This is a genomic window from Microbulbifer magnicolonia, from assembly GCF_035117725.1.
Classification (GTDB): domain Bacteria; phylum Pseudomonadota; class Gammaproteobacteria; order Pseudomonadales; family Cellvibrionaceae; genus Microbulbifer; species Microbulbifer magnicolonia.
The window spans coordinates 1,337,239-1,358,716 of record NZ_JAYEFD010000001.1 but is presented as its reverse complement, the minus strand read 5'-3'; the positions used below and the strand labels follow the sequence as shown (position 1 = coordinate 1,358,716).

General features: G+C 64.1%; 17 protein-coding genes. 10 read left to right on the top strand and 7 right to left on the bottom strand.

The window, feature by feature from the left end; genetic code table 11:
• The first annotated feature begins 24 nt into the window (after window positions 1-24).
• The 9 genes from RRF64_RS05995 to RRF64_RS05955 all read left to right on the top strand — a co-directional run bounded on the left by RRF64_RS05995 (window position 25) and on the right by RRF64_RS05955 (window position 13,346).
• Entirely contained in the window at window positions 25-1,206 is a 1,182-nt protein-coding gene (locus tag RRF64_RS05995; RefSeq protein ID WP_323844914.1) for an O-succinylhomoserine sulfhydrylase, read from the top strand.
• Between the two features lie 287 nt (window positions 1,207-1,493).
• Window positions 1,494-2,405, top strand: coding sequence for an AAA family ATPase (locus RRF64_RS05990; RefSeq protein WP_422732609.1), 912 nt, complete (start codon window positions 1,494-1,496; stop codon window positions 2,403-2,405).
• A 3-nt stretch (window positions 2,406-2,408) separates the two neighbouring features.
• Window positions 2,409-3,428 (top strand): DUF58 domain-containing protein, encoded by a 1,020-nt coding sequence (locus RRF64_RS05985; RefSeq protein ID WP_323844913.1) that lies wholly within the window; start codon window positions 2,409-2,411, stop codon window positions 3,426-3,428.
• The gene (locus RRF64_RS05980; protein ID WP_323844912.1) at window positions 3,425-5,476 is read left to right on the top strand and encodes a transglutaminase TgpA family protein; all 2,052 of its coding nucleotides are present in this window, start codon (window positions 3,425-3,427) and stop codon (window positions 5,474-5,476) included. The genes RRF64_RS05985 and RRF64_RS05980 overlap by 4 nt, the downstream gene beginning before the upstream one ends.
• Before the next feature lie 16 nt (window positions 5,477-5,492).
• Window positions 5,493-6,722, top strand: a complete 1,230-nt coding sequence (locus RRF64_RS05975) for an MFS transporter (protein ID WP_323844911.1) — start codon at window positions 5,493-5,495, stop codon at window positions 6,720-6,722.
• Window positions 6,723-7,070: 348 nt separating this feature from the next.
• Window positions 7,071-8,279, top strand: a complete 1,209-nt coding sequence (locus tag RRF64_RS05970) for an MFS transporter (RefSeq protein ID WP_323844910.1) — start codon at window positions 7,071-7,073, stop codon at window positions 8,277-8,279.
• Between the two features lie 346 nt (window positions 8,280-8,625).
• The gene (locus tag RRF64_RS05965; protein WP_323844908.1) at window positions 8,626-10,386 is read left to right on the top strand and encodes a sensor domain-containing diguanylate cyclase; all 1,761 of its coding nucleotides are present in this window, start codon (window positions 8,626-8,628) and stop codon (window positions 10,384-10,386) included.
• A gap of 115 nt (window positions 10,387-10,501) precedes the next feature.
• On the top strand, window positions 10,502-12,343 hold the full coding sequence (locus tag RRF64_RS05960; protein WP_323844907.1) for a diguanylate cyclase: 1,842 nt from the start codon (window positions 10,502-10,504) through the stop codon (window positions 12,341-12,343).
• Between the two features lie 34 nt (window positions 12,344-12,377).
• Window positions 12,378-13,346: an HPP family protein gene (locus RRF64_RS05955; protein WP_323844906.1), complete on the top strand. Its 969-nt coding sequence runs from the start codon at window positions 12,378-12,380 to the stop codon at window positions 13,344-13,346.
• A gap of 57 nt (window positions 13,347-13,403) precedes the next feature.
• Here RRF64_RS05955 and RRF64_RS05950 read toward each other — a convergent pair whose 3' ends face one another.
• The 3 genes from RRF64_RS05950 to RRF64_RS05940 all read right to left on the bottom strand — a co-directional run bounded on the left by RRF64_RS05950 (window position 13,404) and on the right by RRF64_RS05940 (window position 17,385).
• A complete protein-coding gene (locus RRF64_RS05950) occupies window positions 13,404-15,173 on the bottom strand; it encodes an alpha-amylase family glycosyl hydrolase (protein ID WP_323844905.1) in 1,770 nt (589 codons plus the stop codon).
• Window positions 15,174-15,178: 5 nt separating this feature from the next.
• Window positions 15,179-16,402 carry a glycosyltransferase family protein gene (locus RRF64_RS05945; RefSeq protein ID WP_323844904.1) on the bottom strand — a complete coding sequence of 408 codons (1,224 nt, stop codon included), beginning with the start codon at window positions 16,400-16,402 and terminating at the stop codon, window positions 15,179-15,181.
• Window positions 16,403-16,548: 146 nt separating this feature from the next.
• Window positions 16,549-17,385 carry an HAD-IIB family hydrolase gene (locus RRF64_RS05940; RefSeq protein WP_323844903.1) on the bottom strand — a complete coding sequence of 279 codons (837 nt, stop codon included), beginning with the start codon at window positions 17,383-17,385 and terminating at the stop codon, window positions 16,549-16,551.
• Between the two features lie 294 nt (window positions 17,386-17,679).
• Here RRF64_RS05940 and RRF64_RS05935 point away from each other — a divergent pair, with 294 nt between their 5' ends.
• Window positions 17,680-17,973: a DUF3175 domain-containing protein gene (locus RRF64_RS05935; RefSeq protein ID WP_323844902.1), complete on the top strand. Its 294-nt coding sequence runs from the start codon at window positions 17,680-17,682 to the stop codon at window positions 17,971-17,973.
• A 29-nt stretch (window positions 17,974-18,002) separates the two neighbouring features.
• Here the strand turns inward: RRF64_RS05935 and sppA are convergent, their stop codons facing one another.
• The 4 genes from sppA to arsC form a co-directional block, all read right to left on the bottom strand.
• A complete protein-coding gene (gene sppA, locus RRF64_RS05930) occupies window positions 18,003-19,880 on the bottom strand; it encodes a signal peptide peptidase SppA (RefSeq protein ID WP_323844901.1) in 1,878 nt (625 codons plus the stop codon).
• Between the two features lie 84 nt (window positions 19,881-19,964).
• Window positions 19,965-20,312: a DUF2069 domain-containing protein gene (locus tag RRF64_RS05925; RefSeq protein WP_323844900.1), complete on the bottom strand. Its 348-nt coding sequence runs from the start codon at window positions 20,310-20,312 to the stop codon at window positions 19,965-19,967.
• The gene (gene wrbA / locus RRF64_RS05920; protein WP_323844899.1) at window positions 20,309-20,929 is read right to left on the bottom strand and encodes an NAD(P)H:quinone oxidoreductase; all 621 of its coding nucleotides are present in this window, start codon (window positions 20,927-20,929) and stop codon (window positions 20,309-20,311) included. Before wrbA ends, RRF64_RS05925 begins: the two co-directional genes overlap by 4 nt.
• Window positions 20,929-21,273, bottom strand: a complete 345-nt coding sequence (gene arsC, locus RRF64_RS05915; protein WP_323844898.1) for an arsenate reductase (glutaredoxin) — start codon at window positions 21,271-21,273, stop codon at window positions 20,929-20,931. The genes wrbA and arsC overlap by 1 nt, the downstream gene beginning before the upstream one ends.
• Between the last annotated feature and the right edge of the window lie 205 nt (window positions 21,274-21,478).

Genomic DNA, 21,478 nt, shown 5'->3' with positions numbered 1-21,478 from the left:
AACAACAGAAACCCGGGACGGTTTATGTTCGAAGACGACGGCTATTCACTGGACACCCTCGCCGTGCGCGCAGGGCAGAGTCGTTCACCGGAAGGCGAACACTCCGAGGCGCTGTTCCTCACGTCCAGCTACGTATTCCCCTCCGCCGCCGAAGCCGCGGCGCGCTTTTCCGGCGAGAGCCAGGGCAACGTCTATTCCCGCTATACCAACCCGACCGTGCGCATGTTCGAGCAGCGCATCGCGGCGCTCGAGGGCGGCGAAGCGGCGGTGGCCACCGCCAGCGGCATGGCCGCGATCCTCAGCCTGTGCATGGCGCTGCTGAAAAGCGGCGACCGCGTCATCTGCTCGCGCAGCGTGTTCGGCACCACTACCGCACTGTTCGGCCGCTATATGGAAAAATTCGGCGTGCGGGTGAGCTACGTGGATCTCACCGATATGGACGCCTGGAAGGGTGCCGTCGACGGATCCACCAAATTGCTGTTCATGGAGACGCCGTCCAACCCGCTGTGTGAAGTGGCCGACATCGCCGCACTCGCGGAGCTGGCCCACAGCGCCGGCGCGCTGCTGGTAGTCGACAACTGTTTCTGCACCCCGGCGCTGCAGCGCCCGCTGGCACTGGGCGCCGACATAGTCGTGCACTCCGCCACCAAATATCTCGACGGTCAGGGGCGCTGTGTCGGCGGCGTTGCCGTCGGCAAGAAGGAAATCATGGACGAGCTGGTGGTGTTCCTGCGCACCGCCGGTCCCAGCATGAGTCCGTTCAACGCCTGGGTCTTCCTCAAGGGACTGGAGACCCTGAACCTGCGCATGCAGGCCCACTGCCGCAATGCCCTGGCACTGGCCTGGTGGCTGGACGAACAGGACGCGGTGGAGAAGGTCAACTACACCGGCCTGCCCAAGCACCCCGGTCACCTGCTGGCGGCCAAGCAGCAGACGATGTTCGGCGGCGTACTCAGCTTTAGTGTGCGCGGCGGTCGCGAAGCGGCGTGGAAGGTGATCGACAGCTGCAGAATCCTGTCCTGCACCGCCAACCTCGGCGACGCCAAGAGCACCATAGTGCACCCGGCCACCACCACCCACGGCCGCCTCAGCGAGGAGGACAAGGCCCGCGCCGGCATCAGCGAAAACCTGATTCGTATCTCGGTGGGGCTGGAGAGTGTGGAGGATCTGCAAAGAGATCTGCTGCGGGGCCTGTCGCAGTTGTGAGTGGCGTTGTTTGTGACGGCGGGGGCAGAGCTTGTTGACCAAACACCTATGATTAATGATTAACTATTGGCACTGTCGTTTCGATGACGACTGCGCCCTGTAGGAGCGGCCGTTGGCCGCGATCGGATTATCTGTTTCTATTGAACATCGATCGCGGCCACCGGCGGATGGCCGCCCCGCCGCTCCTACAACGACAATTCGATGCGAAGGCCCCCCGGGGCCGCCGCGGAAATATCTGTTGAATTGATGTTTCCACATCAGAAAAACCGAGCAGTAATGGATTCGCCGTGCAAAAAATGATTTCCGCCATCGTCGCCGATATCGGCAAGGTTTTGTTGGGCAAGGATCACCAGGTCAAGCTGGCGCTGTCCTGCCTGCTGGCCCGCGGGCACCTGCTGATCGAGGACCTGCCCGGCATGGGCAAGACCACCCTGGCCCACGCGCTGGCACAGGTGCTCGGCCTGTCCTACAAGCGGGTGCAGTTCACCAGCGATATGCTGCCGGCGGATATCCTCGGCGTGTCCATCTTCGAGCGCGACTCCGGCCAGTTCCGCTTCCACGAAGGGCCCGTGTTCAGCCAGCTGCTGCTGGCGGACGAGATCAACCGCTCCTCGCCCAAGACACAGAGCGCGCTGCTTGAGGCGATGGAAGAGCGCCAGGTGAGCGTGGACGGCGAAACCCGGCCACTGCCGGAGCCTTTCTTTGTCATCGCCACCCAGAACCCGCTGCAGCAGTCCGGCACCTTCGCGCTGCCGGAGTCCCAGCTGGACCGCTTCCTGATGCGGATCAGCCTCGGCTACCCGACCCGCGAGGCAGAGCGGGCGCTGTTTCTCGGCGCAGATCCGCGGGCGCAGCTGCAGCAGCTGAAGCCGCGTATCGACGTGGCCACACTGAAAAAAATGCAAAACCTGGTCGGACAGGTAAAGGCCTCCGAGAGCCTGCTCGACTATCTCGAGCGGCTGGTGCTGCACACCCGCCAGAGCCCCGAGTGCGCCATCGGCCTGTCGCCCCGCGGCGCCCTGGCACTGCTGCACGCGGCCCGCGCCTGGGCCCTGATCCACGGCCGCGGTCACCTGCTGCCGGAAGATATCCAGGCCGTGCTTCCTTCAGTAGCCGGGCACCGGCTGCAGAGCGAGGGCGGCGACGGCAGCCAGCTGGTGGAGCGGTTGATGCGCCAGGTCGACATCATCGCGGCCTGATTCATGCGCTTCGCGAGCAGTCTTGTCCGACCTGTCAGCGACCGCTGGCGCGAACTGGTGCAGCGCTGGCTGCAGCGCCGCGCGCCGCCGTCGCGCAGCGTCACCCTGGATCACGGCAAGCTTTTCATACTGCCGTCGCGCGCCGGCATGGCCTTCCTGCTGGTCGTCGTACTGCTGTGGCTGCTCGGCACCAACTACGAAAACAACCTGGTCTTCGCCCTGACTTTTCTGCTCGTCAGTCTGTTCGCAGTGCTGCCGGTGCACACCTTCGCCAACCTCTCCGGTCTGCAGTTGCGGCTGCTCGCGGTGCGCCCCGCCTTTGCCGGCGACTACGCAGAGGCCGAGATATACGTCAGCCGCAGCGGCAGCCGCGCGCGCGAGTGGCTGCAGGTCGGCTGGACCGGGGACGCGGGCGGGGATGGAGAGCCAGGCGTTTTCCTGGAACTGGTCGAGCGCGACAGCGCCGAAATCTGTGTCGCGCTGCCGGTGGTCCGGCGCGGCCGGGTGCGGGCGCCGCGGCTGACGGTCGAGAGCCGCTTTCCGCTGGGACTCTTCCGCTGCTGGAGCCTGGTGGACCTGGACATCGAGTTCCTGGTCTACCCGCGCCCTGTCGCCGCCGGTCCCCTGCCGACAGGCGCCGCCCTGGGCGAAGGGGATTCAGGGGAGACTCGCCGGGGCGGCGATGACTTCGCCGGCCTCAGGGCGTATCAGCCGGGCGATTCATTGCGCCACCTGGCCTGGAAGCAGTACGCCGCCGGCCGCGACCTCAACAGCAAGGACTACGAGAGCCAGGCCGATGCGCGCCTGTGGCTGGAGTGGGACCTGCTCGCCGGGCGCGATGTGGAAACCCGCCTCGGCAACCTGTGTCACTGGGCGCTGCAGGCGGAGCGGGCCAACACCGCCTACGGCCTGCGCATACCCGGCACGACGCTGACGCCGGCGCAGGGGCCCGATCACCTGCAGCGGGTACTGACTGCGCTGGCCCTTTTTCCGGTCAGCGTTCCGGCAAAGGGGGCGCGATGACCCAGCCGAGGGAAATGCTGCCCCGCGAGAGCCTGCTGTGGATCTTCGCCGCCCAGTTCGCCGCGCTCTTGCCCCAGTTCGCGCAGTTGCCGCTGTGGATCGTCTGCGCCTGGGCATTCGCCGTCTACTGGCGCCTCGAGGTCTACCGCGGGCGCCGCGACCTGCCCGGGCGCGCGGTCAAGCTGCTGGCGGTAGCCCTCGCGGTCGCCGGTCTCGCGCTCTCCTACCGGCGCTGGTTTGCACTGGAGCCGATGGTGGCGCTGCTGGCCGTGTCCTTCACGCTCAAGAACCTGGAGCTGGTCAGCCGTCGCGACGCTTTCCTCAGCCTGCTGCTGGCCTATTTCGTCGCCGCCACCCTGTTCGTGTACGAACAGACGATTCCCTATGCCCTGTACGGCATCGTCTGTGTCGTGGTCATCACTGCCGCACTGGCGGCGCAGCTGGGCAGTTTCAGCGCGCGCCCGGGCCGGGCCCTGGGGCTGTCGCTGAAACTGCTGGCGCAGGCGGTGCCGCTGATGCTGTTGCTGTTTATCGTGATGCCGCGCCTGGGGCCACTGTGGGCAGTGCCGCAGAACACGTCCGGCGCCAGTACCGGCATCAGCGATTCGATGAGTCCGGGGGATTTCACCCGCCTGTCCAAGTCCGACAAGCCGGCCCTGCGCATTTCCTTCGACGGCCCGGTGCCGCCACCGGAGCAGCGCTACTGGCGCGGGCTGGTCTATTCCAGTTTTGACGGTCGCCGCTGGAGCCAGGGATTTGGCGTGGATCCGCTCGAGGGCGGTGTCGTGCACTGGAACGGCCGCGAGCAGACACTGCCGGAAGTCGGTCCGCGCTACCGCTACCGGGTGATTCAGGAGGCCACCAACAATTCCTGGCTGTTCGCCCTGGCGCGGCCCGTTTCCGACACCCGCGGCGTCGGCGAGACCGCGGACGACCGCCTGGTGAATAAGAGCCCGGTGTACGCCCGCTTCGCCTACGAAGTGCGCTCCTGGCCGCGGGAGACCCTGACCGAAGTGCGCGAACTCAGCGAGTTCGAGCGCCGCCGCAATCTGCAGCTGCCGCGCGACGGCAACCCGCGCGCGCGCGCCTGGGCGGAAGAGTTGCGCGAGTCCGGACTCGATGCCGAGGAAATCTCGCGGCGACTGCTGGCGTTCTACCAGCGCAGTTTTACCTACACCCTGCAGCCGCCGGCGCTGGCAGAGGACTCGGTGGACGAATTTCTGTTCGATAGCCAGCAGGGCTTCTGCGAGCACTTTGCCGGCAGTTATGTATTCGCGATGCGCGCCGCCGGCGTGCCGGCGCGGGTGGTGGCCGGCTATCAGGGCGGCGAGTGGGTGCAGCGGGAGGAATACCTGCTGGTGCGCCAGTATGACGCCCACGCCTGGGCGGAAATCTGGCTCGACGGGCGCGGCTGGCAGCGGGTGGATCCCACCGCCGCCGTATCACCGGAGCGCATCCGCGATGGCCTGCAGAGCGCCGCCGCCGACGAATTCATGCGGGACGCCCTGTTGCCGCTGCACCGCATCTCGGTGCTCAATCGGCTGCGCCTGCAGTGGGACATGATCAATTACCGCTGGTACCAGGCAGTGATCAGTTTCGACAGCGACAAGCAGCAGAATCTGTTGCAGCGGATCCTCGGTGAAGTTTCCCCCCTGCGCCTGGCGGCGTTGATCGCGGCACCGGTGCTGTTGGCGCTCGCGGGTATATTGCTGTGGCTCTGGGTCGGCGGGCGCGGTCGGCGACTGCCACCGGCGAGCCGCCTGTATCAGAGATTCTGCCGGCGCATGGCCCGCGCCGGTATCGAGCGCCGCCCCGGCGAGGCGCCCGGGGATTTCGCCCGCCGCGTGCGCGGGGAGAGACCCGAGCTGGCACCGATGGCCGAGCGCATTACCGCCGCTTTCGAGAAGGCGGCCTACGGTGAGGACCCGGCCGCCGTGAGACAGCTGCGCCGGCTGCTGCGTCAGTGGTCCTTTGCGCGTGGTCAGTGGTCGGGGAGCGCTGGCGGGAAAGTCTCCAGCGACCACGCATCACCAACCGCCAAACATTAACCACCAATCGCTCAATATGCCCCCGCGACTGCAAAAATTTCTGCTCGGCTACAGTGGCACTTCGCTGGCCACCGGCCTCCAGGTGATTCTGCTGCCCTGGATCGCGGTGGCGGTGGTGGGTCTGCCGGCCCTGCACCTGGGTTGGGTGCAGGCCGCGGTGCTCTTGCCGAATCTGCTGTTCCTGCTGCTGGGCGGCGCGCTGGCGGACCGGCGCGACTCCGCCGTGGTGTCGGCGCTGGCCTGTCTCGGCCTGGCGCTCTGCCACGGCGGCTTGCTGCTGTACTTTTCCTACCGCATCCCCAATCTGGCCGTGCTGTTGCTCTACGGTATCTGCCTCGGCGTCTGTACCGCATTTCTGCAGCCGGCGCGGGACAATCTGGTGCAACGCAGTGCCCGCGACAGAGAGGGCCACACCACCGAGAGCCGCGTGCAGAAGACGGTAACCTGGATGATGCTGGCCCAGTACGGCGGCCAGGCGATCGGCATGCTGCTCGCTAGCCGCTTCGACCAGTGGGGGCCGCAACTGCTGCTCGGCATACAGGCGGCGGTACTGTTGCTCGCGGCCGTGATTCTGCTCGCGCTGCGCGAGAAAAAACCGAGTGTGCCGGAGGAGGGGAAAAGGCCTCACGCGCTTATTCTCGACGGGCTGGCGCAGACCTGGCGCCGGCCGGCGCTGCGCGAGCTGATCGCACTGATGGCATTCAACGGCTTCGTGCACATCGGTGTGTTCCTCGTGGTGCTGCCGCTGCTGGCGGCGCAATTCAGTGGCACGGACGGACGCGGCGCCAGCTACTATGCGACCCTGCAGCTCGCCTTCATTGCCGGTACCGTCGGGGCCACCGTCACCATGCTGCGTCGCGGCCAGGGCCGCGCGCCGGGGCGGGGGATTCTGATGTGCCTGCTGTACAGCGCGGCGCTGCTGCTGGCGATCAGCTTCGGTCCCACACCCCTGGGGCTGATACTGTTGTGCATCTGCTGGGGCGGCGTTGCCGCCGCATCTGCGGCGCTGGGGCGCGGCATAGTGCAGCTGTTCGCACCGGCGGAATACCGCAGCCGTATCATTTCCATCTACCAGCTGGCCCTGTTCGGCTCCGCGGCCCTGGGCGCGCTGGCCGCCGGCGTATTGAGTGAGTACGCGGCGCCGCTGACCACCTTGATGTGGGCCGGAATTCTCAGTCTGGTTGCGTTTGTGCTGGTGGCGTTTTCCGGTGCGCTGCGCGGGGTGGAAGTCAACGGCGGCGAGTAACCTAAACCGGGTTCACCGGCAGTGCAAAGTACAGAACCACCGCATTGGCAGCGTGTGGGATGCAGCAAAAAGCCCCGTGGAGGGAGCGGTTGCGGCGTCTTCCGGCAAGGCTGCTGCGCGATACGGCGCGCGTGCTGGACCTGGAGGGCCGGTCGCAGCTTAAATAATTGCAGGCTGTGAGCGCTCAATGCTGTCGCGCCGGCCTTATGTCTGCCGGCAGATTCCGCAGTCGTGCATCTTTCCGCGCTAGAATGTCGCGCCTCGACGGGAACCGGCTGCAGTCCCCGCTGCGAAGTAGCGCGAGCGAGCCCCCGGCGGCCATACCTGCCATTCCGATAGAAGTTATTCATGAACAGACTGCACAACTGGCGTCGCGCCGAAATCATGCTGCTGTTTCTGGCCACCGCCATGCCGTTGTCTTTCGGTGTGTGGCAGGCGCTGCTGAACAATTTTGTCATCGAGCGCGCTGGCTTTACCGGTGCGGATATCGGCCTGCTGCAGAGCGTGCGCGAGATTCCCGGCTTTCTCGCCTTTACCGTGATCTTCGTGCTGTTGCTGATCCGCGAGCAGCGGCTGGCGTTTCTGGCTCTGATCGCCACCGGCATCGGGGTTGCGCTCACCGGCTGGTTCCCGAGCACTGCCGGCCTGCTGCTGACCACGCTGGTGATGTCCACCGGCTTTCACTATTACGAGTCGCTGCAGACCTCGCTGGCGTTGCAGTGGCTGCCAAAGAAGACCTCGGCGATCTGGTTCGGGCGCATGCTGGCGGCCGGCTCGCTGGCATCGCTGGCGGCCTACGGACTGGTGTGGCTGACCTCCGACTGGCTGGGGCTGGAATACCGCTGGATCTATATGCTCGGCGGCGGTATCACCATTGCGATAGTGATACTGCTCTGGCTGCTGTTTCCGAGCTTCCCCCAGGCGCACAGCCAGCACAAGAAACTGATCCTGCGCAAACGCTACTGGCTCTACTATGCGCTGACCTTTATGAGCGGTGCGCGCCGGCAGATCTTTGTGGTATTCGCCGGCTTCCTGATGGTGGAAAAATTCGGTTACGGCGTCGGCGATATCGCGCTGCTGTTCGCACTCAACCACCTGCTGAACCTGTTTGTCGCGCCGCACATTGGCAAATTTATCGTTCGCTTCGGCGAGCGCCGCGCGCTGACGGTGGAGTATATCGGCCTGGTACTGGTGTTCGGCGGCTATGCACTGGCCGAGAGCGCCACGGCGGCCGCCGCGCTGTACATTGTCGATCACCTGTTCTTCTCGATGACCATCGCGATCAAGTCCTATTTCCAGAAGATTGTCGACGAGCGGGATATCGCCGCTTCCGCCGCGGTGAGTTTTACCATCAACCATATCGCCGCGGTGGTGATCCCGGTGCTGTTCGGGCTTCTGTGGCTGGCATCGCCGGCAGCGGTCTTCTGGTGCGGGGCGGCCATGGCCGCCGTCTCGCTGTTGCTGGCGCAGAATATTCCAGCCCTGCCCGGACAGGGCAACGAGGTGCGGATCGGGCGCCATGCCGGCGCCGCGCAGAAAATAGCCGACGCGACCTAGCGTTTCGCGCGCCGCGGTATCTCCCTCCTGTGCTGGCCGGCTGCGGTATCGGTTGGATAAATTCCCAGCTGTTGACGGGGCTTGTTCCGTGGTAGGTTGAATTTCGCGCCCGTTTCCTACCCGGCACCGTCACTGGGGCTTACACTCTTTCGGCCCGGGTATTGGTCGATCGGCATCGGGCACGGAGATGCCGGCCGCGGTCATCAACACCAACAATAAATTCTGAGTCACCGACGCTTCACGGCGGCGGACATCAGGTCCGGTGCACTGCACCGACCTGGACAAGAGGCCCACCGACTTGCAAACGCCCCTAGCGAGTGACAATCGCCGAGGTGTCCCGGCCCCCATGGCGATGGGGGCGCGCCGCTGTCTGGCGCGCGCGGTGATGCCTGTGTGGGCGCTGCTGCTCCTGTACCTTGCCGGGGCCGCGGTGGCGGCGCCGCCCGCCCCCAAGGGTGAGCGCGAGGGTGTCGTCGTCAGCGGAGCCAGCAGTGGCCCGCTCGGCAATCGCGCCCGCTATCTGCCGGAGCGGGGCTCGCCACTGGAACTCGATGGCGCGCAGCGGGCCCTGCAGCGCGGCAGTTTTCGTACCCAGGACCGCACTACGGCCGGCTTCGGCATCGCCGCCCCCCCCGTGTGGATGCATCTGGTGTTGACCAACGCCAGCGGGCGGCCGCTGAATTATCACCTCCTGCTGGGATTGCCCTGGCTCGACAGCCTGGAGGTTTATCTGCTGCACCGGGATGGCGCGCAGCAGCACTGGCAGGGCGGGGATGCAGGCCCGGGTGCCCGCCATCTGGAACCGGGCATGGGTTATGTGTTCCCTCTCGAGCTGATGCCCGGGCGCAGTGAACTCTTTGTGCGGGCGCATACCGCCGAGTCCTTTCTGCTGCCGGTATCCCTGCTGACGGAGCGGGACTTCGCGGCGGACAGGCAGGCGGTTCGCTACCGCTACGGCGCCTTCTACGGTTTTCTCCTCGCGTTCATCTTCTACAACCTGATGCTGTACGGGGGGCTGCGCGAGCGCAGTCACCTGTACTATGCGCTCTATATGCTGAGTTTCGCGGCCTTGAGTCTGGTCTACACGGGGCACGGCTTCAGCTGGTGGTGGCCGCAGCAGACGGAATTTCAGCGCTACGCGCTGTTCGCGGCCATGACTTTGACTGCCGCTAGCGGGTTCCTGTTTGCGGCACGATTTCTGCACCTCGACGACATGGCTCCCACTGCGAACCGCTGGATAGGGCGAATCTCACTGCTGGCCGCCGCGGTCATGGCGCTGTTCATCGCCGCGAAGGAACTGTACGCGGCGGTCTATCTCGCGTACGGCGCCTTCGCGGTATTTGCGCTCGGCATGGTGTGGCTCGGCGTTTTCGCCCGCAGGCGCGACGCGACCAGCGCGAGCTATTTCCTGCCCGCGGTGACCTGCAGCATGCTGGGGCTGGCGATCGGTTTGCTCACGGCTTTCGGATTCATCGCGGCGAATGTGTGGAGTATCAGCGCGGTCGAAATAGGCCTGGTGCTCGAGGCGGTGCTGCTGTCCCTGGCACTCGGCAGCCAAATGCGTCGACAGAGTCAGGCCAGGCACCGGGCCGAACAGCTGGCCCGCCTCGACAGCCTGACCGGGCTGCTGAACCGGCGGGCATTTATTGACGATGCCGCGCCTCGGTGGAGCACCGCGGTGCGCCACGGTCGGCCGCTGAGTGTGATTCTGCTCGATATCGATTTCTTCAAACACTTCAATGACCGCTTCGGACACGACTTCGGCGATCGCATACTGCAGCAGGTGGCGAGTCTATTGGCGCAGAGCTGTCGGGAGGGGGATATCCTGGCGCGCTGGGGCGGCGAGGAGTTTGTATTGCTGCTACCGGAGACCGACATCGTGCAGGCGGCGGCTTTCGGTGAGCGCATCCGCAGTGATATCGAGCGCAGCAGGATTGCGGTCAATATCCACGGGGCGCCGCTAACGGTCAGCCTCGGCGCAGCGCAGCTGCGGGCAGAGGCCGGCATAAACGACCTGGTGGCCGCTGCCGACGAGCGACTGTACCAGGCCAAGCGCCGCGGCCGAAACCGGATTGTGCCGCCGGTTCTCGAGCCGGTCTCGGCCTAATGTACTGCTTCTCCGAGATCCACCGACAAATGAAATACCAATGTCGATAGGCAAGCGCATCAGCGAAAGCGACACTCCTGCGATCCGGGCGAGCGCCGGGGCTTGCGGGTACGGCTTGGCCAGATTCGCTGCCGCCGCTATCGCCGCGTTGCCCGCTATCGCCGCTTTATCCGCTATCGCCGCTTTATCCGCTATCGCTATGGGGCTCCGCGGCGGCGTCCTGCTCGCGATCCTTATTGCCTCGCTTTGCGCCGGCGCCGCCCGGGCGGAACCGCTGGCACTCGACCGGGAAAGCAGTGCGCCGCTGGGACGCCAGGCCCAGTTTCTCGTGGAAACCGGCGCACCCCTGAGACTCGCCGACGCGGTCCGGGCCTGGCAGCGGGGCGAATTCACTCCTGGAGAATATGCCATCGCCAGTTACGGCATCGGCGCGCCGCCGGTGTGGATGCAGCTCGAAGTGCAGAATGCGGGTGAAGCCTGGGTGCCGAAGCTGCTGACACTGGGCAAGACCTGGATGGATCACCTGCACGTCTACCTGGTGCAGGACGGCCGGCCGCTCCGCTCCTTGCGGGCCGGAGATGCACAGGCCGCCGGTGCGGAACTGGTGCCCGGCATGGGTTACCGGTTGCCGGTGCAGTTTCCACCGGGGCGCAGCCAGCTCTTTATTCGTGTGCAAACGGCAGATCCGTTCGTGCTGTCGGTGCGGCTGCATTCGGCGGACGAGGCGGCCGCGAGTGAGCGCAATGTCCAATACGGCTACAGCCTGCTGTTCGGCTTTCTGCTGGCACTCATCTGTTACAACCTGATGCTGTATCTCGGCTTCCGTTCCCGCAGCTACCTCTACTATGCGCTTTATCTGCTGAGTTTTATCGCCATGTGCAGCGCCTACAGCGGTCACGGTTTCCGCTGGTGGTGGCCGGAGACTGTGGGCTTCCAGCGCTATGTGATCCTCGCGCTGATGGTCGTCTACGGCTGCTGCGGTTTTCTGTTTGCCAGCCGTTTCCTGCAACTGCACGAGCACGCGCCCACCGCCAGGCAGTGGGTGATGGCGCTGTGCCTGGCCGCGCTGATATTGATGACGCGATTTATCTGGACGGACAGCCATGTGGATGCGGCGCTGCTCGCCTTTAATTTCGTCACGCTCTTTTCCGTCGCCATGGTGTGTCTCGGGGTGCTGTCGATCCGGCACGGGCAGCGCGAGGGGCGTTTCTTTCTCGGCGCTGCGCTTTGCAGCATGCTGGGCGTGGCCGCCACGACCCTGTCTGTCAGAGGCGTGATTCCGATGACAGCCGCGACATTTCACGGCGTCGAGATTGGCATGATGCTGGAGGCGACCCTGCTGTCCCTGGCACTCGCCAGCCAGATGCGCTCGCAGGGCGATGCGCTCGAAAGTGCGGAGCGGCTGTCCCGCAGCGATGCGCTGACCGGGCTGCCCAATCGCCGCGGCTTCTATCGGGATGCAGCCGGCATCTGGAGTACCGCATTGCGTCACCGGCGGCCGATCAGCGTCATCATGTTGGACATCGATCACTTCAAGGCAATCAACGACCGCTACGGTCACCAGTTCGGAGATAGCGCCCTGGTGATGGTGGCTGAGTTGCTCGCCAGATGCTGCCGCGAGGGGGACAGGGTGGCGCGCTGGGGCGGAGAGGAGTTCGTGATTCTGCTGCCGGAAACCTCCCTGGCCCAGGCCTGCCTGTTTGCCGAGCGTTTGCGCGGGGCGGTTGGCAGTCACCGATTGGTCGCGGGCGCAGACGTCGTCACCCTGTCGGTCAGCCTCGGCGCGGCCCAGCGCAGTGCCCAGCGATCGCTCGATGAGCTGGTGCGCGAGGCCGATCAGCGGCTCTACGAGGCCAAGCAGCAGGGGCGCAACCGGGTGGTCCCGGCGACAGCCGTTGCGACGGCTGCCAGTGAGATTGAATCCGCAGGATTTGCGCCCCGCGCGGAATATCCATAAGATTCCGGCCCCTCCGCATCCGCGCCGCCAATCTATGGATTTCGAGTCTCTGCGCCAAGAAACCCTGAACTATCTGGGAATCGAGCGAAACAGCACCAGCAATCGGGAAAAGCTGCTATCCGCACTTGGGGCCATGCTGGCCATTGCGGCGGTCATCTGGGTTTCCCATTTCAGTGTCTCGCTGGACCTGATCGCGGTATCGACCAGCTATTTCATTGTCGCCTCCATGGGCGCGAGCGCGGTATTGCTGTTCGCGGTACCCCACGGCGCCCTGTCGCAACCCTGGCCCCTGCTCGGCGGCCACCTGGTTTCCGCCTCTATCGGCGTCTCCTGCCAGCTGTGGCTGTCCGACTCGCTGTGGGTGGCCGGGCTGGCGGTCGGGCTGGCGGTGGGGGCCATGTACTACCTCCGCTGCATCCACCCGCCCGGGGGCGCCACGGCGCTGACGGCGGTGATCGGCGGCACACAGGTGCAGACACTGGGCTACGATTTTGTGCTGATTCCGGTACTGGTCAACGTGCTGGCGATCCTGTTCATTGCCGTCACCTTCAATAATCTCTTCCCGTGGCGGCGCTACCCCGCACACCTGGCGCATCGCCACAAGCCGGCACCCGGCGCGGAGCCGGCGCACAGGGAACACGAGCTGACCCAGGAAGACTTCGCCGCGGCCATTCAGCAACTGGACTCCTATGTCGACATTACCGCAGAGGGGCTGACCGAGCTGCTGGAACTGGCCAAGGTCCACGCGGAAAGAAATATCGTGCATCCCGCGGCGATCGTCCCCGGCCGTTTCTACAGCAATGGCAAACTCGGCAATCGCTGGAGTATCCGCCAGATCATCGACGATGCGTCCACGGCCGACGGCAGGGACGAAGTGATCTACAAGACCGTGGCCGGGAGCGGCGCCTACGATACCGGCCTCTGTCTGCGCAGCGAGTTCAGGCAGTGGGCGAGGTTCGAAGTGCAGTACTCGAACGGGCACTGGGTGAAGGTCGGGGAATAGACATCGCCGGCGCTCCTTTGCTGTGTACGGCAAATCGGCAGCGCTGCCATTGGCCGCTCACCAGCGGTTGGTGAGCCACAGCGTCTGGTAGGGCTCGAGCGTTATCGACCCCAGCATATCCTCAAATAACTGATCGCCGATCAGGTCTTTCCATTTATCCGTGCCGATCAGGTTGATGCTGGACAGGGGCACCGTCTGCGGCTCGTCGGAGATATTGTTCAGGCAGAAGATGCTCTGCCGCCGGTTCATGCTCTGGCGCCAGAAGGCGAATATCTGGTCGCCCAGATGCAGGGTGAACTGGGTGGCGTTGGGGTGGAAGGCGGGCTGTTCGCGCCGCAGTTTGATCAGGTGGCGCAGCTGATAGAAAACCCGATAGTGATGGCTGGCCGGATCCCTGAGCAGCTGGTTGAGCTCGGCCTCCTGCCACTGCCGCCGATTGATTGCGCGACTGTGACCGTGTGCCAGCATACGCTCGTAGTCGTTGGTGGTGCCGACGAGGCTGTGCAGGTAGAAGGCGGGCACCCCTTCCAGCGCCAGCATGATGGCGTGCGCGCAGATAAAGCGCTCAATCTGCCAGCGATCCTCGCCGGCGGTGGTGCCCCTCAGGGCATCGAACAGCGCAATATTGATTTCATAGGGTTTCTTGTTGCTGTCGTCCAGGGCGCGCCAGGAAATCTGCCCGCCGAAATTCTCCATCGTCTGAATCAGGACTTCCTGTTCATCGTCGCTGAGCAGCCCCTCCACCGGCCGCAGACCGATGCCGTCGTGGGAGGCGATGAAGTTGAAATAAGTGGTGCCGTTCTGCGCCGGTGGCATGCTCATCAGCCAGCATTTCAGGTGCCGGCAGTTGCCGCTGACCAGGGTGTTCACCAGCAGTGGCGGCAGGGAAAAGTTGTAAATCCAGTGGGCCTCGTTGGCATTGCCGAAATAGGAGAGATTCTCCCGGTTGGGGATATTGGTTTCGGTGATGATCACCGCGTTCGGGTCCGCGTGTTCGATCAGCGTGCGCAGCAGGCGCACGATTTCATGGGTCTCATCCAGGTTGATGCAGCTGGTGCCGATCTTCTTCCACAGAAAGGCCACGGCATCCAGACGGAATATGCGCACGCCCATATCCAGGTACAGGCGGATGATGTCGACCATTTCCAGCAGCACCTGCGGATTGCGGAAATCCAGGTCTATCTGGTCGTGCCCAAAGGTGCACCAGACGTATTCGCTCGCGCTGCCGCTGGACAGGGCGCGCAGCAGCGGTGTGGTTCTCGGCCGCACCACACCGGCGAGTCCTGCTCTGGTATCTGAGGCGTTCGGATCGACCGTAAAAAAATAGTCGTTGCCCGGCGACTTTCCCTGCTCGAAATTGACGAACCACTGGTGTTGCGCTGAACAGTGATTGATCACCAGGTCCGCCATCAGGTGGAAGTCGGTGCTGATGCGCAGTATGTCGCTCCAGTCGCCGAGCAAAGGGTCCACCTGCTTGTAATCGATCACCGCGAAGCCGTCGTCGCTGGAGTAGGGGAAGAACGGCAGTATATGCACGCTGTTGATCAGCATGGTGAAGTGGGTTTTGAGGAAGTGGTGCAGCGCTTCCAGCGGGTGCTGCTTCTCGCTGAGAATGGTGTTGCCGTAGGTAATCACCACAACGTCGGTTTCGTCCCACAGGTTCTTGTGTGGCAGCGGGCTCTGGCACTCCTCATCCAGACGCATGACGTGCATCAGCTGCCGGGCCAGGTCGGGGCCGTCTCGGTCCGGGTAGATCACCGCCAGGTGATCACAGAGCTTTTTGCGGACGACCTCGCGGGCGCATTCTTGTAGCGGGTTCTGGGCCATGGGACCTAATTCCTGTATTCCTCGAAGTCCGCCTCTACGGCCGCCCGCAGTTCCTGCAGAAAGCCGGGCGCGGCACTGGTGATGCGGCTCCAGCTGGGAATAAACGGTGTTTCCATCGGGTTGTCGAGGAAGGCCTGGCCGGCCTTCATCAGGTTGCGGGCAAACAGCTCCACCGTCTGTTCTTCGCGGTGGATGTCGAAACTAAAGCCGTTGATGATGGCATCGTTGCGATAGGTTTCGACGAAGTCCAGCGCGATGCGGAAATAGGTGGCTTTGATGGAACGGAATATTTCGCTGGAGAAAACGGTGCCCTGGGTGGCCAGTTTGCGGAACAGCGACTTGGCGATATCGATGGACATTTTCGACAGGCCGGCGTGATCGTCGGTGAAGGATACCGCCTGGTGCTTGTGGTCGTAGCAGTGGGCAATATCCACCTGGCACAGGTGGTTGGTGGAATAGTTGCGGTACATCTCCGACAGGACACCGATCTCCAGCCCCCAGTCGCTGGGGATATGCAGATCGTTGATTACATCGCGGCGAAAAGAGAACTCGCCGGCGAGTGCATAGCGGAAGCTGTCCATATAGGTCAGGTAGTCGGTGTGACCGTAAATTTTCTTCAGCGTGCGGATCAGCGGCGTAACCAGCAGGCGGCAGACACGGCCATTGATCTTGCCGTTGGCTACCCGCGAGTAGAAGCCCTTGCAGAATTCATAGCTGAAATTCGGGTTGGCGACCGGGTAGAACAGCCGCGCCAGCAGCATGCGGTCGTAAGTGACTATGTCGCAATCGTGCAGCGCGATCGCCTCGCCCTTGCCGGAGGCGAGGATATAGCCGAGGCAGTACCAGACGTTGCGCCCCTTGCCGGCCTCCACCGGCGCCAGGCCGCGCTCCTGCAGTTTTGCGTCCAGCTCCCGCAGGCGCGGGCCGTCGTTCCACAGCACGCGCACGTGTTGCGGCAGGCGGGTGAATTCCGCCAGCGCGTCCCGGTACTGGGATTCGTCGGCGCGGTCCAGGCCGATCACTATCTCCGACAGGTAGGGGACCTGGGCCAGTTCGTCGAGGATTCTGGGCAGCGCCTCGCCTTCGAGCTCCGAATAGAGTGACGGCAGCAGCAGTGACATGGGGCGCTGGCGGGAGAATTCGAGCAGCTCGCGCTCCATTTCCTCCAGCGGGCGGTTGGAGAGATTGTGCAGCGTGGTGATGGATCCATTCTGGAAAAAGTCGGTCACGGGCGGCTCCTGGTCTATTTATCGGGATTTCTCGTTTTCTCGCGCTGGTTCAACTGCCTTGGCTTTTCTCTACTGTGAATCGCAGGGTGCGCCGTGCGCGCCAATACTGTGGCGCAGCTCCGCAGAAATGGTACGCGCGGCGCACCCTACGAAAACAACCGTCCTATGGTTTCATTCCAGCCGGCGGGGCCTATGGCCTCGCTGACGAACACCCGCTGGTCTGCCTTAGCCTGCAATTCCGGCGGCGGGCGATGTGGGGCGCGGATGAGCACGGCAATATCCGCCACCCGCAGCATATCGAGGTCGTTGGGGCTGTCGCCGGCGGCGATCAGCCGGTAGTCGATATCGCGACAGTGGCGATAGCAATCCAGCAGTCGCAGCGTGGCCGTCCCCTTGTCGGCCGGGCCCAGCAGATGCAGGAAGCGGCCGCCCTGGAGCGTGGAAAGTCCGGCCGCCCGGGCGCGGGTCTCGAACGCCCGCTGTTCCGCTGCGCTGCCGCGCCACAGCAGCGGCTCCGAATAATCGCGGCGCTGTGCCGCCCGTGCCTGTTTCGGCGACAGCCCGGTCGCCTGAACGATCTCTTCGCAGGAGGCGGCGGCAAAGCTCAGGTAGGGGGCGCCGTGTTCCGCGGCATCCGCCCGTAGAAAGGCGAGCAGTTGCGCTCTCTTTACGCCGGTCTCGATGACCCAGAAGTGATTCCGGCGGTGCGCAGCGGGCGGCGCAGCGGGGAAGTAATCTGCGGGAATAAAGATGGCGGAACCATTCTCGACGATAAACGGATGACGATTGTGCAGTTGGCGGCGGAGTTCGAGTATTTCCGGCAAGGTCTTGCTGCTGTTCAGGATCACCGGAACGCCCCGCCGCTCCAGTCGGTTCAGCAGTTCGTCCACCGGGGCGTGGGAGTAGTCGTAGTGGTCCAGCAGCGTGCCGTCCAGGTCGCTGACGATCAGCCAGCGGCCGGAAAGTGAATTATTGCTTGTCATCGCCCCGGTGATTTGCGCCTTCTGATTTCTTATTTGTCTCTGTAGATCCAAAAATAGTGCCAGTTGGGAATTATGGGCCAGAGGTACGCGCCGGCGGCGACAGTTGGCACCGAAAGCAACAACTTCGGCGCCGCGATGGAGAAATAGCGGATCTCAGGATTTGACGATGCATCCATCCGGTTCACCGGTGGGCGACCGGAAAATTTACTGCTCTATTTTGGTGCGATGATTCGTGGCCTGTCGCAAGTCACGATACATTTTCGGAATGACGGGTAATTCAGCTGAGGACGCAGTGTGAGTCAGGCCAAAACGAAGCGCTGGTCGCAGCGTGTCGCGGAGACCAGTGACGCGCTGGATCTGGAGCCGGGGGTCTTTACCCTGCGCGACCCGCGGGCCATAGCCCGCTCACTGAAGCGCTCGGCGGAGCGCAGCGAGCGGCGCAAGTCTGATCCCTTTCGCTCCGCGATGTCGATGCTGACCTTCTACATCAACCGCGCCGGGCGCAATCTGCCGGAAGATCAGCGCCGGCGACTGGAAGCCGCCAAGGAGGAGTTGCGCGCCCTCTACGGGCGCCCCCGCCGGCGCTGAGCCGGCGAGGGTGGCAAGCAAAATTTCCGTCAGGGGGCCAGACAGGCCAGGCAGCGCACGTAGAGGGCGCGGGGATCGCGGTAGCTCTGCAGTTCGGCGATGGGGGCCAGCGCCGGCTGCAGGCTGGTCAGCCAGGCGCCCAGGGGCAGGTTGGCCTCGAGGCTGTTGGTGAAGGCGGCGGCTATGGTGGCATCGACATTGTCGGCCAGCGCGCGCAGCAGCCGTTCTCCCGGGGTCAATTCGCGCTGGATCTCCACGACGTGGTAGCGCTCCAGATCCGCCCGCTGGGCGGCATCGGCGATGGCGTCATTGAGATTGCCGAGTTCGTCCACCAGGCCCAGTTGCTGCGCGGCGCGCCCGGTCCACACCTGGCCCTGGGCGATCTTGTGCACTTCCTTCGGCGTGCTGCCGCGGGCCTCGGCGACGATCTGCAGGAAGCGCGCATAGGTGTTCTCCACCCCCTGCTGCAGCACGCTGGCGGCGGCTTCCGGCAGGGCGCGGTCGAGGCGCATGGTGCCGGCCAGTTCCGAAGTGCCGATGCCGTCGTTGAAGATGCCCAGGCTTTCCAGTGACTCCTCGAAGGTGGGAAAGGCGCCGAACACGCCGATGGAACCGGTGATGGTCGATGGCGACGCCCAGATGCGGTCGCCGCCGGTGGCGATCCAGTAGCCGCCGGAAGCGGCGACACTGCCCATGGAGATGGTGACCGGAATGCCCGCCTCCCGGGTAGCGAGCAGTTCCTGGCGAATGGCTTCGGAGGCGAAGGCGGAGCCGCCGCCGCTGTCGATGCGCAGCACCAGGGCGTTGACCTTCTTCTCGCGCGCGTCGGCGATCAGCTTGCCGAGGGTCTCGCTGCCGATCTGTCCCGCCGGCGCCTCGCCGTCGACGATGGCGCCGCTGGCGGAGATCAGGCCGATCTTGCCGGCCTCGGCGCCGGGGGTGGGGATCTGGGTAAGTTTCTGGTGGCGCAGGTAGGCGAGCGCGTCGATCGACTTGTAGCCCTGCTTCTTGTCTTCCGCGCCGATGGTTTCCCGGAGTTCGTTGATCGCCACGCGGCGGCTGACCAGCTGGTCCACCAGTTTGTTGGCCAGTGCGGCCTCGGCCCAGCTGCCTTCGTGCTGCTGCAGGTTCTGCGGCAGTTCATCGATAAAGGCGTCGATGCTGTCCGGCGGGAGGTTGCGCAGGCCGGTGACCTGTTCCGTGTATTCGCTCCAGAGTTCGTGCAGCCAGCGCTGGTTGTTCTCCCGCGAAGCGGGGGACATGTCATCGCGGGTATAGGGCTCGATAAAGTCCTTGTAATCGCCGACCCGGAACACGTGGAAGTTGACCTTTAACTTGTCCAGCGCGCTCCTGTAGTAGTTGCGGTAGACACCGAAACCCGTGAGCAGCACCGAACCCATGGGGTTCAGGTAGATCTTGTCGGCGTGGCTGGCGAGGAAATACTGGGACTGGGTGTAATTGTCGCCGACGGCATAGATGGGTTTGTCGGTCGCCTTGAAGCGCTGCAGTGCGGCGCCCACTTCCTCCAGCTTGCTCAGGCTGCCGCCCACCAGGTAGTCGAGTTCCAGCACCAGTGAGGAGATGCGGCTGTCCTTGGCGGCGCTGTCGATGGCGTCTACCAGATCCTTGACGCGCACTTCTACCGGGCCGGGGGGGCCGCCGAGAAAGCCCGGCAGGGTGGTCGGCTGGGAGACTTCGTCCACCAGAAAGCCGCTGGGCGCGACTTTCAGGGCGGCGCCCTGGGGAATCGTCAGCCGCTCTTCCTTGCCGAAAATGGCGATGCCGATAAACAACAGCAGCAGCAGGAACAGCAGGTTGGTAAAGACGCGGCGCAGCCAGGTGATGGCGCCGCCGATGGCGCCGAAAAAGCGGCGGATAAATCCTTTCTCGTGGTAAGAGTCTGTCAAACCTCATTACTCCTTAGCGCATTGGCGAGCGGCCAAAATTTGCGCAGATTGCATTCGAAACCCATGGCGGAGGCCCTGTGGGGCTTACTGCATACGCTGCCAGCGGCTGGTCATCATCGCAGAGAAGAACAGGGTAAGGCTTAACACTAATAATACGCCATGCTGCCAGCCGCGGCCGGGCATCATTACGTCGACAATGCTGGCGGTGATATAGAGCAGCAGGATAAAACAGAGCCAAAGATAGCTGCGGTAGTGGCCTTTCAACAGCCCGGGCAGGACCAGCAGCAGCGGTACCGTCTGCAGTAGCCACCACTTGATGGAACCGCCCGGCAGCACCAGGTTCCAGGCCGCGAACAGCAGCATCAAGCCGACATAGCAGATCCAGTTCAGGCGCAGGGCAATCTGCAGTTTGCGCGCGTTGGACAGGCTCACGGCGTTTCCTCCAGGTTGCGGTCAAGGGCCAGTGCCAGCTTGCCGATGCGCTTGCCGAGGGCGCGGCACAGGGTCACTTCGTCCTCGCTCAGTTCGCCATCGTTGCCGCCGGACCAGTGGGAGGCACCGTAGGGAGTGCCGCCGCTCTTGGTATGGGTCAGCGCCGGTTCGGAGTAGGGGATACCGGCGATCACCATGCCGTGGTGCAGCAGCGGCAACATCATCGAGATCAGCGTGCTCTCCTGGCCGCCGTGCAGGCTGCCAGTGGCAGTGAAGACGGCGGCCGGCTTGCCCGCCAGGCTGCCCTCCAGCCAGATATCGCTGGTCTGGTCGAGAAAGTAGCGCAGCGGCGAGGCCATATTGCCAAAGCGGGTGGGGCTGCCGAGCAGCAGTCCGGCGCAATGGCGCAGGTCGTCACTGGTGCAATAGGGCGCCCCCTCGACAGGCACCGGTGGCAGGCTGGCCTCGGTGTCGGGGGAAACGCTGGGCACGGTGCGCAAACGTGTGGCGATACCGGCCGTCTCGACGCCCCGCGCCAGCTCCGCGGCCATCCTCGCGGTGGCGCCACTGCGGCTGTAATAGAGGATCAGCACATAGGCTTCAGCGTCCTGCGCCATCAAAGCAGCTCCAGCACATTTTCCGGTGGCCGGCCCAGCACCGCCTGATTACCCTTCACCACGATCGGGCGCTGGATCAGAATCGGGTGCCGCGCCATGGCGTCGAGCAGCTGCTCTTCGCTCAGGCCCTGGTCTTTCAGTTGCAGGTCCTTGTAGACGTCCTCTCCGGTGCGCAGCAGTTCGCGGGCGCCGATACCGAGCTTTTTCAGCAGTTCGGCGAGGGTATCTTTACCGGGCGGCGTCTCGAGGTAGAGAACCACTTCCGGTTCTATGCCATTGTCCTGCAGCAGCTGCAGGGTTTGACGGGATTTTGAACAGCGGGGATTGTGGTAAATCGTCCACATTGCGGCGGTATCCTGTTAAGGTTTGGCGTATTCTAACCGAATAAGGTTTGGGAGTTCATTTCCCTTCGGGCTTACTTTCGGGCTTAGCTGTGTGGCGCTTTGTAGCAGTTCCTGCGCGGCCCTGCTGCCGGTGGCTTTTGGTGGGACACGCTGTGAATACATCCCTGTACGCTCTCCGCGGTCATTCCTGGCCGCGAAAGGTCCC

What these genes read in the sequence shown, in the direction of transcription:
- RRF64_RS05995 (WP_323844914.1), top strand. Translation starts at nt 25, where the DNA reads ATGTTCGAAGACGACGGCTATTCACTGGACACCCTCGCCGTGCGCGCA.
- RRF64_RS05985 (WP_323844913.1), top strand. Translation starts at nt 2,409, where the DNA reads ATGCGCTTCGCGAGCAGTCTTGTCCGACCTGTCAGCGACCGCTGGCGC.
- RRF64_RS05980 (WP_323844912.1), top strand. Translation starts at nt 3,425, where the DNA reads ATGACCCAGCCGAGGGAAATGCTGCCCCGCGAGAGCCTGCTGTGGATC.
- RRF64_RS05975 (WP_323844911.1), top strand. Translation starts at nt 5,493, where the DNA reads ATGCCCCCGCGACTGCAAAAATTTCTGCTCGGCTACAGTGGCACTTCG.
- RRF64_RS05970 (WP_323844910.1), top strand. Translation starts at nt 7,071, where the DNA reads ATGAACAGACTGCACAACTGGCGTCGCGCCGAAATCATGCTGCTGTTT.
- RRF64_RS05965 (WP_323844908.1), top strand. Translation starts at nt 8,626, where the DNA reads ATGGCGATGGGGGCGCGCCGCTGTCTGGCGCGCGCGGTGATGCCTGTG.
- RRF64_RS05955 (WP_323844906.1), top strand. Translation starts at nt 12,378, where the DNA reads ATGGATTTCGAGTCTCTGCGCCAAGAAACCCTGAACTATCTGGGAATC.
- RRF64_RS05950 (WP_323844905.1), bottom strand. Translation starts at nt 15,173, where the DNA reads ATGGCCCAGAACCCGCTACAAGAATGCGCCCGCGAGGTCGTCCGCAAA.
- RRF64_RS05940 (WP_323844903.1), bottom strand. Translation starts at nt 17,385, where the DNA reads ATGACAAGCAATAATTCACTTTCCGGCCGCTGGCTGATCGTCAGCGAC.
- wrbA (WP_323844899.1), bottom strand. Translation starts at nt 20,929, where the DNA reads ATGGCGCAGGACGCTGAAGCCTATGTGCTGATCCTCTATTACAGCCGC.
- arsC (WP_323844898.1), bottom strand. Translation starts at nt 21,273, where the DNA reads ATGTGGACGATTTACCACAATCCCCGCTGTTCAAAATCCCGTCAAACC.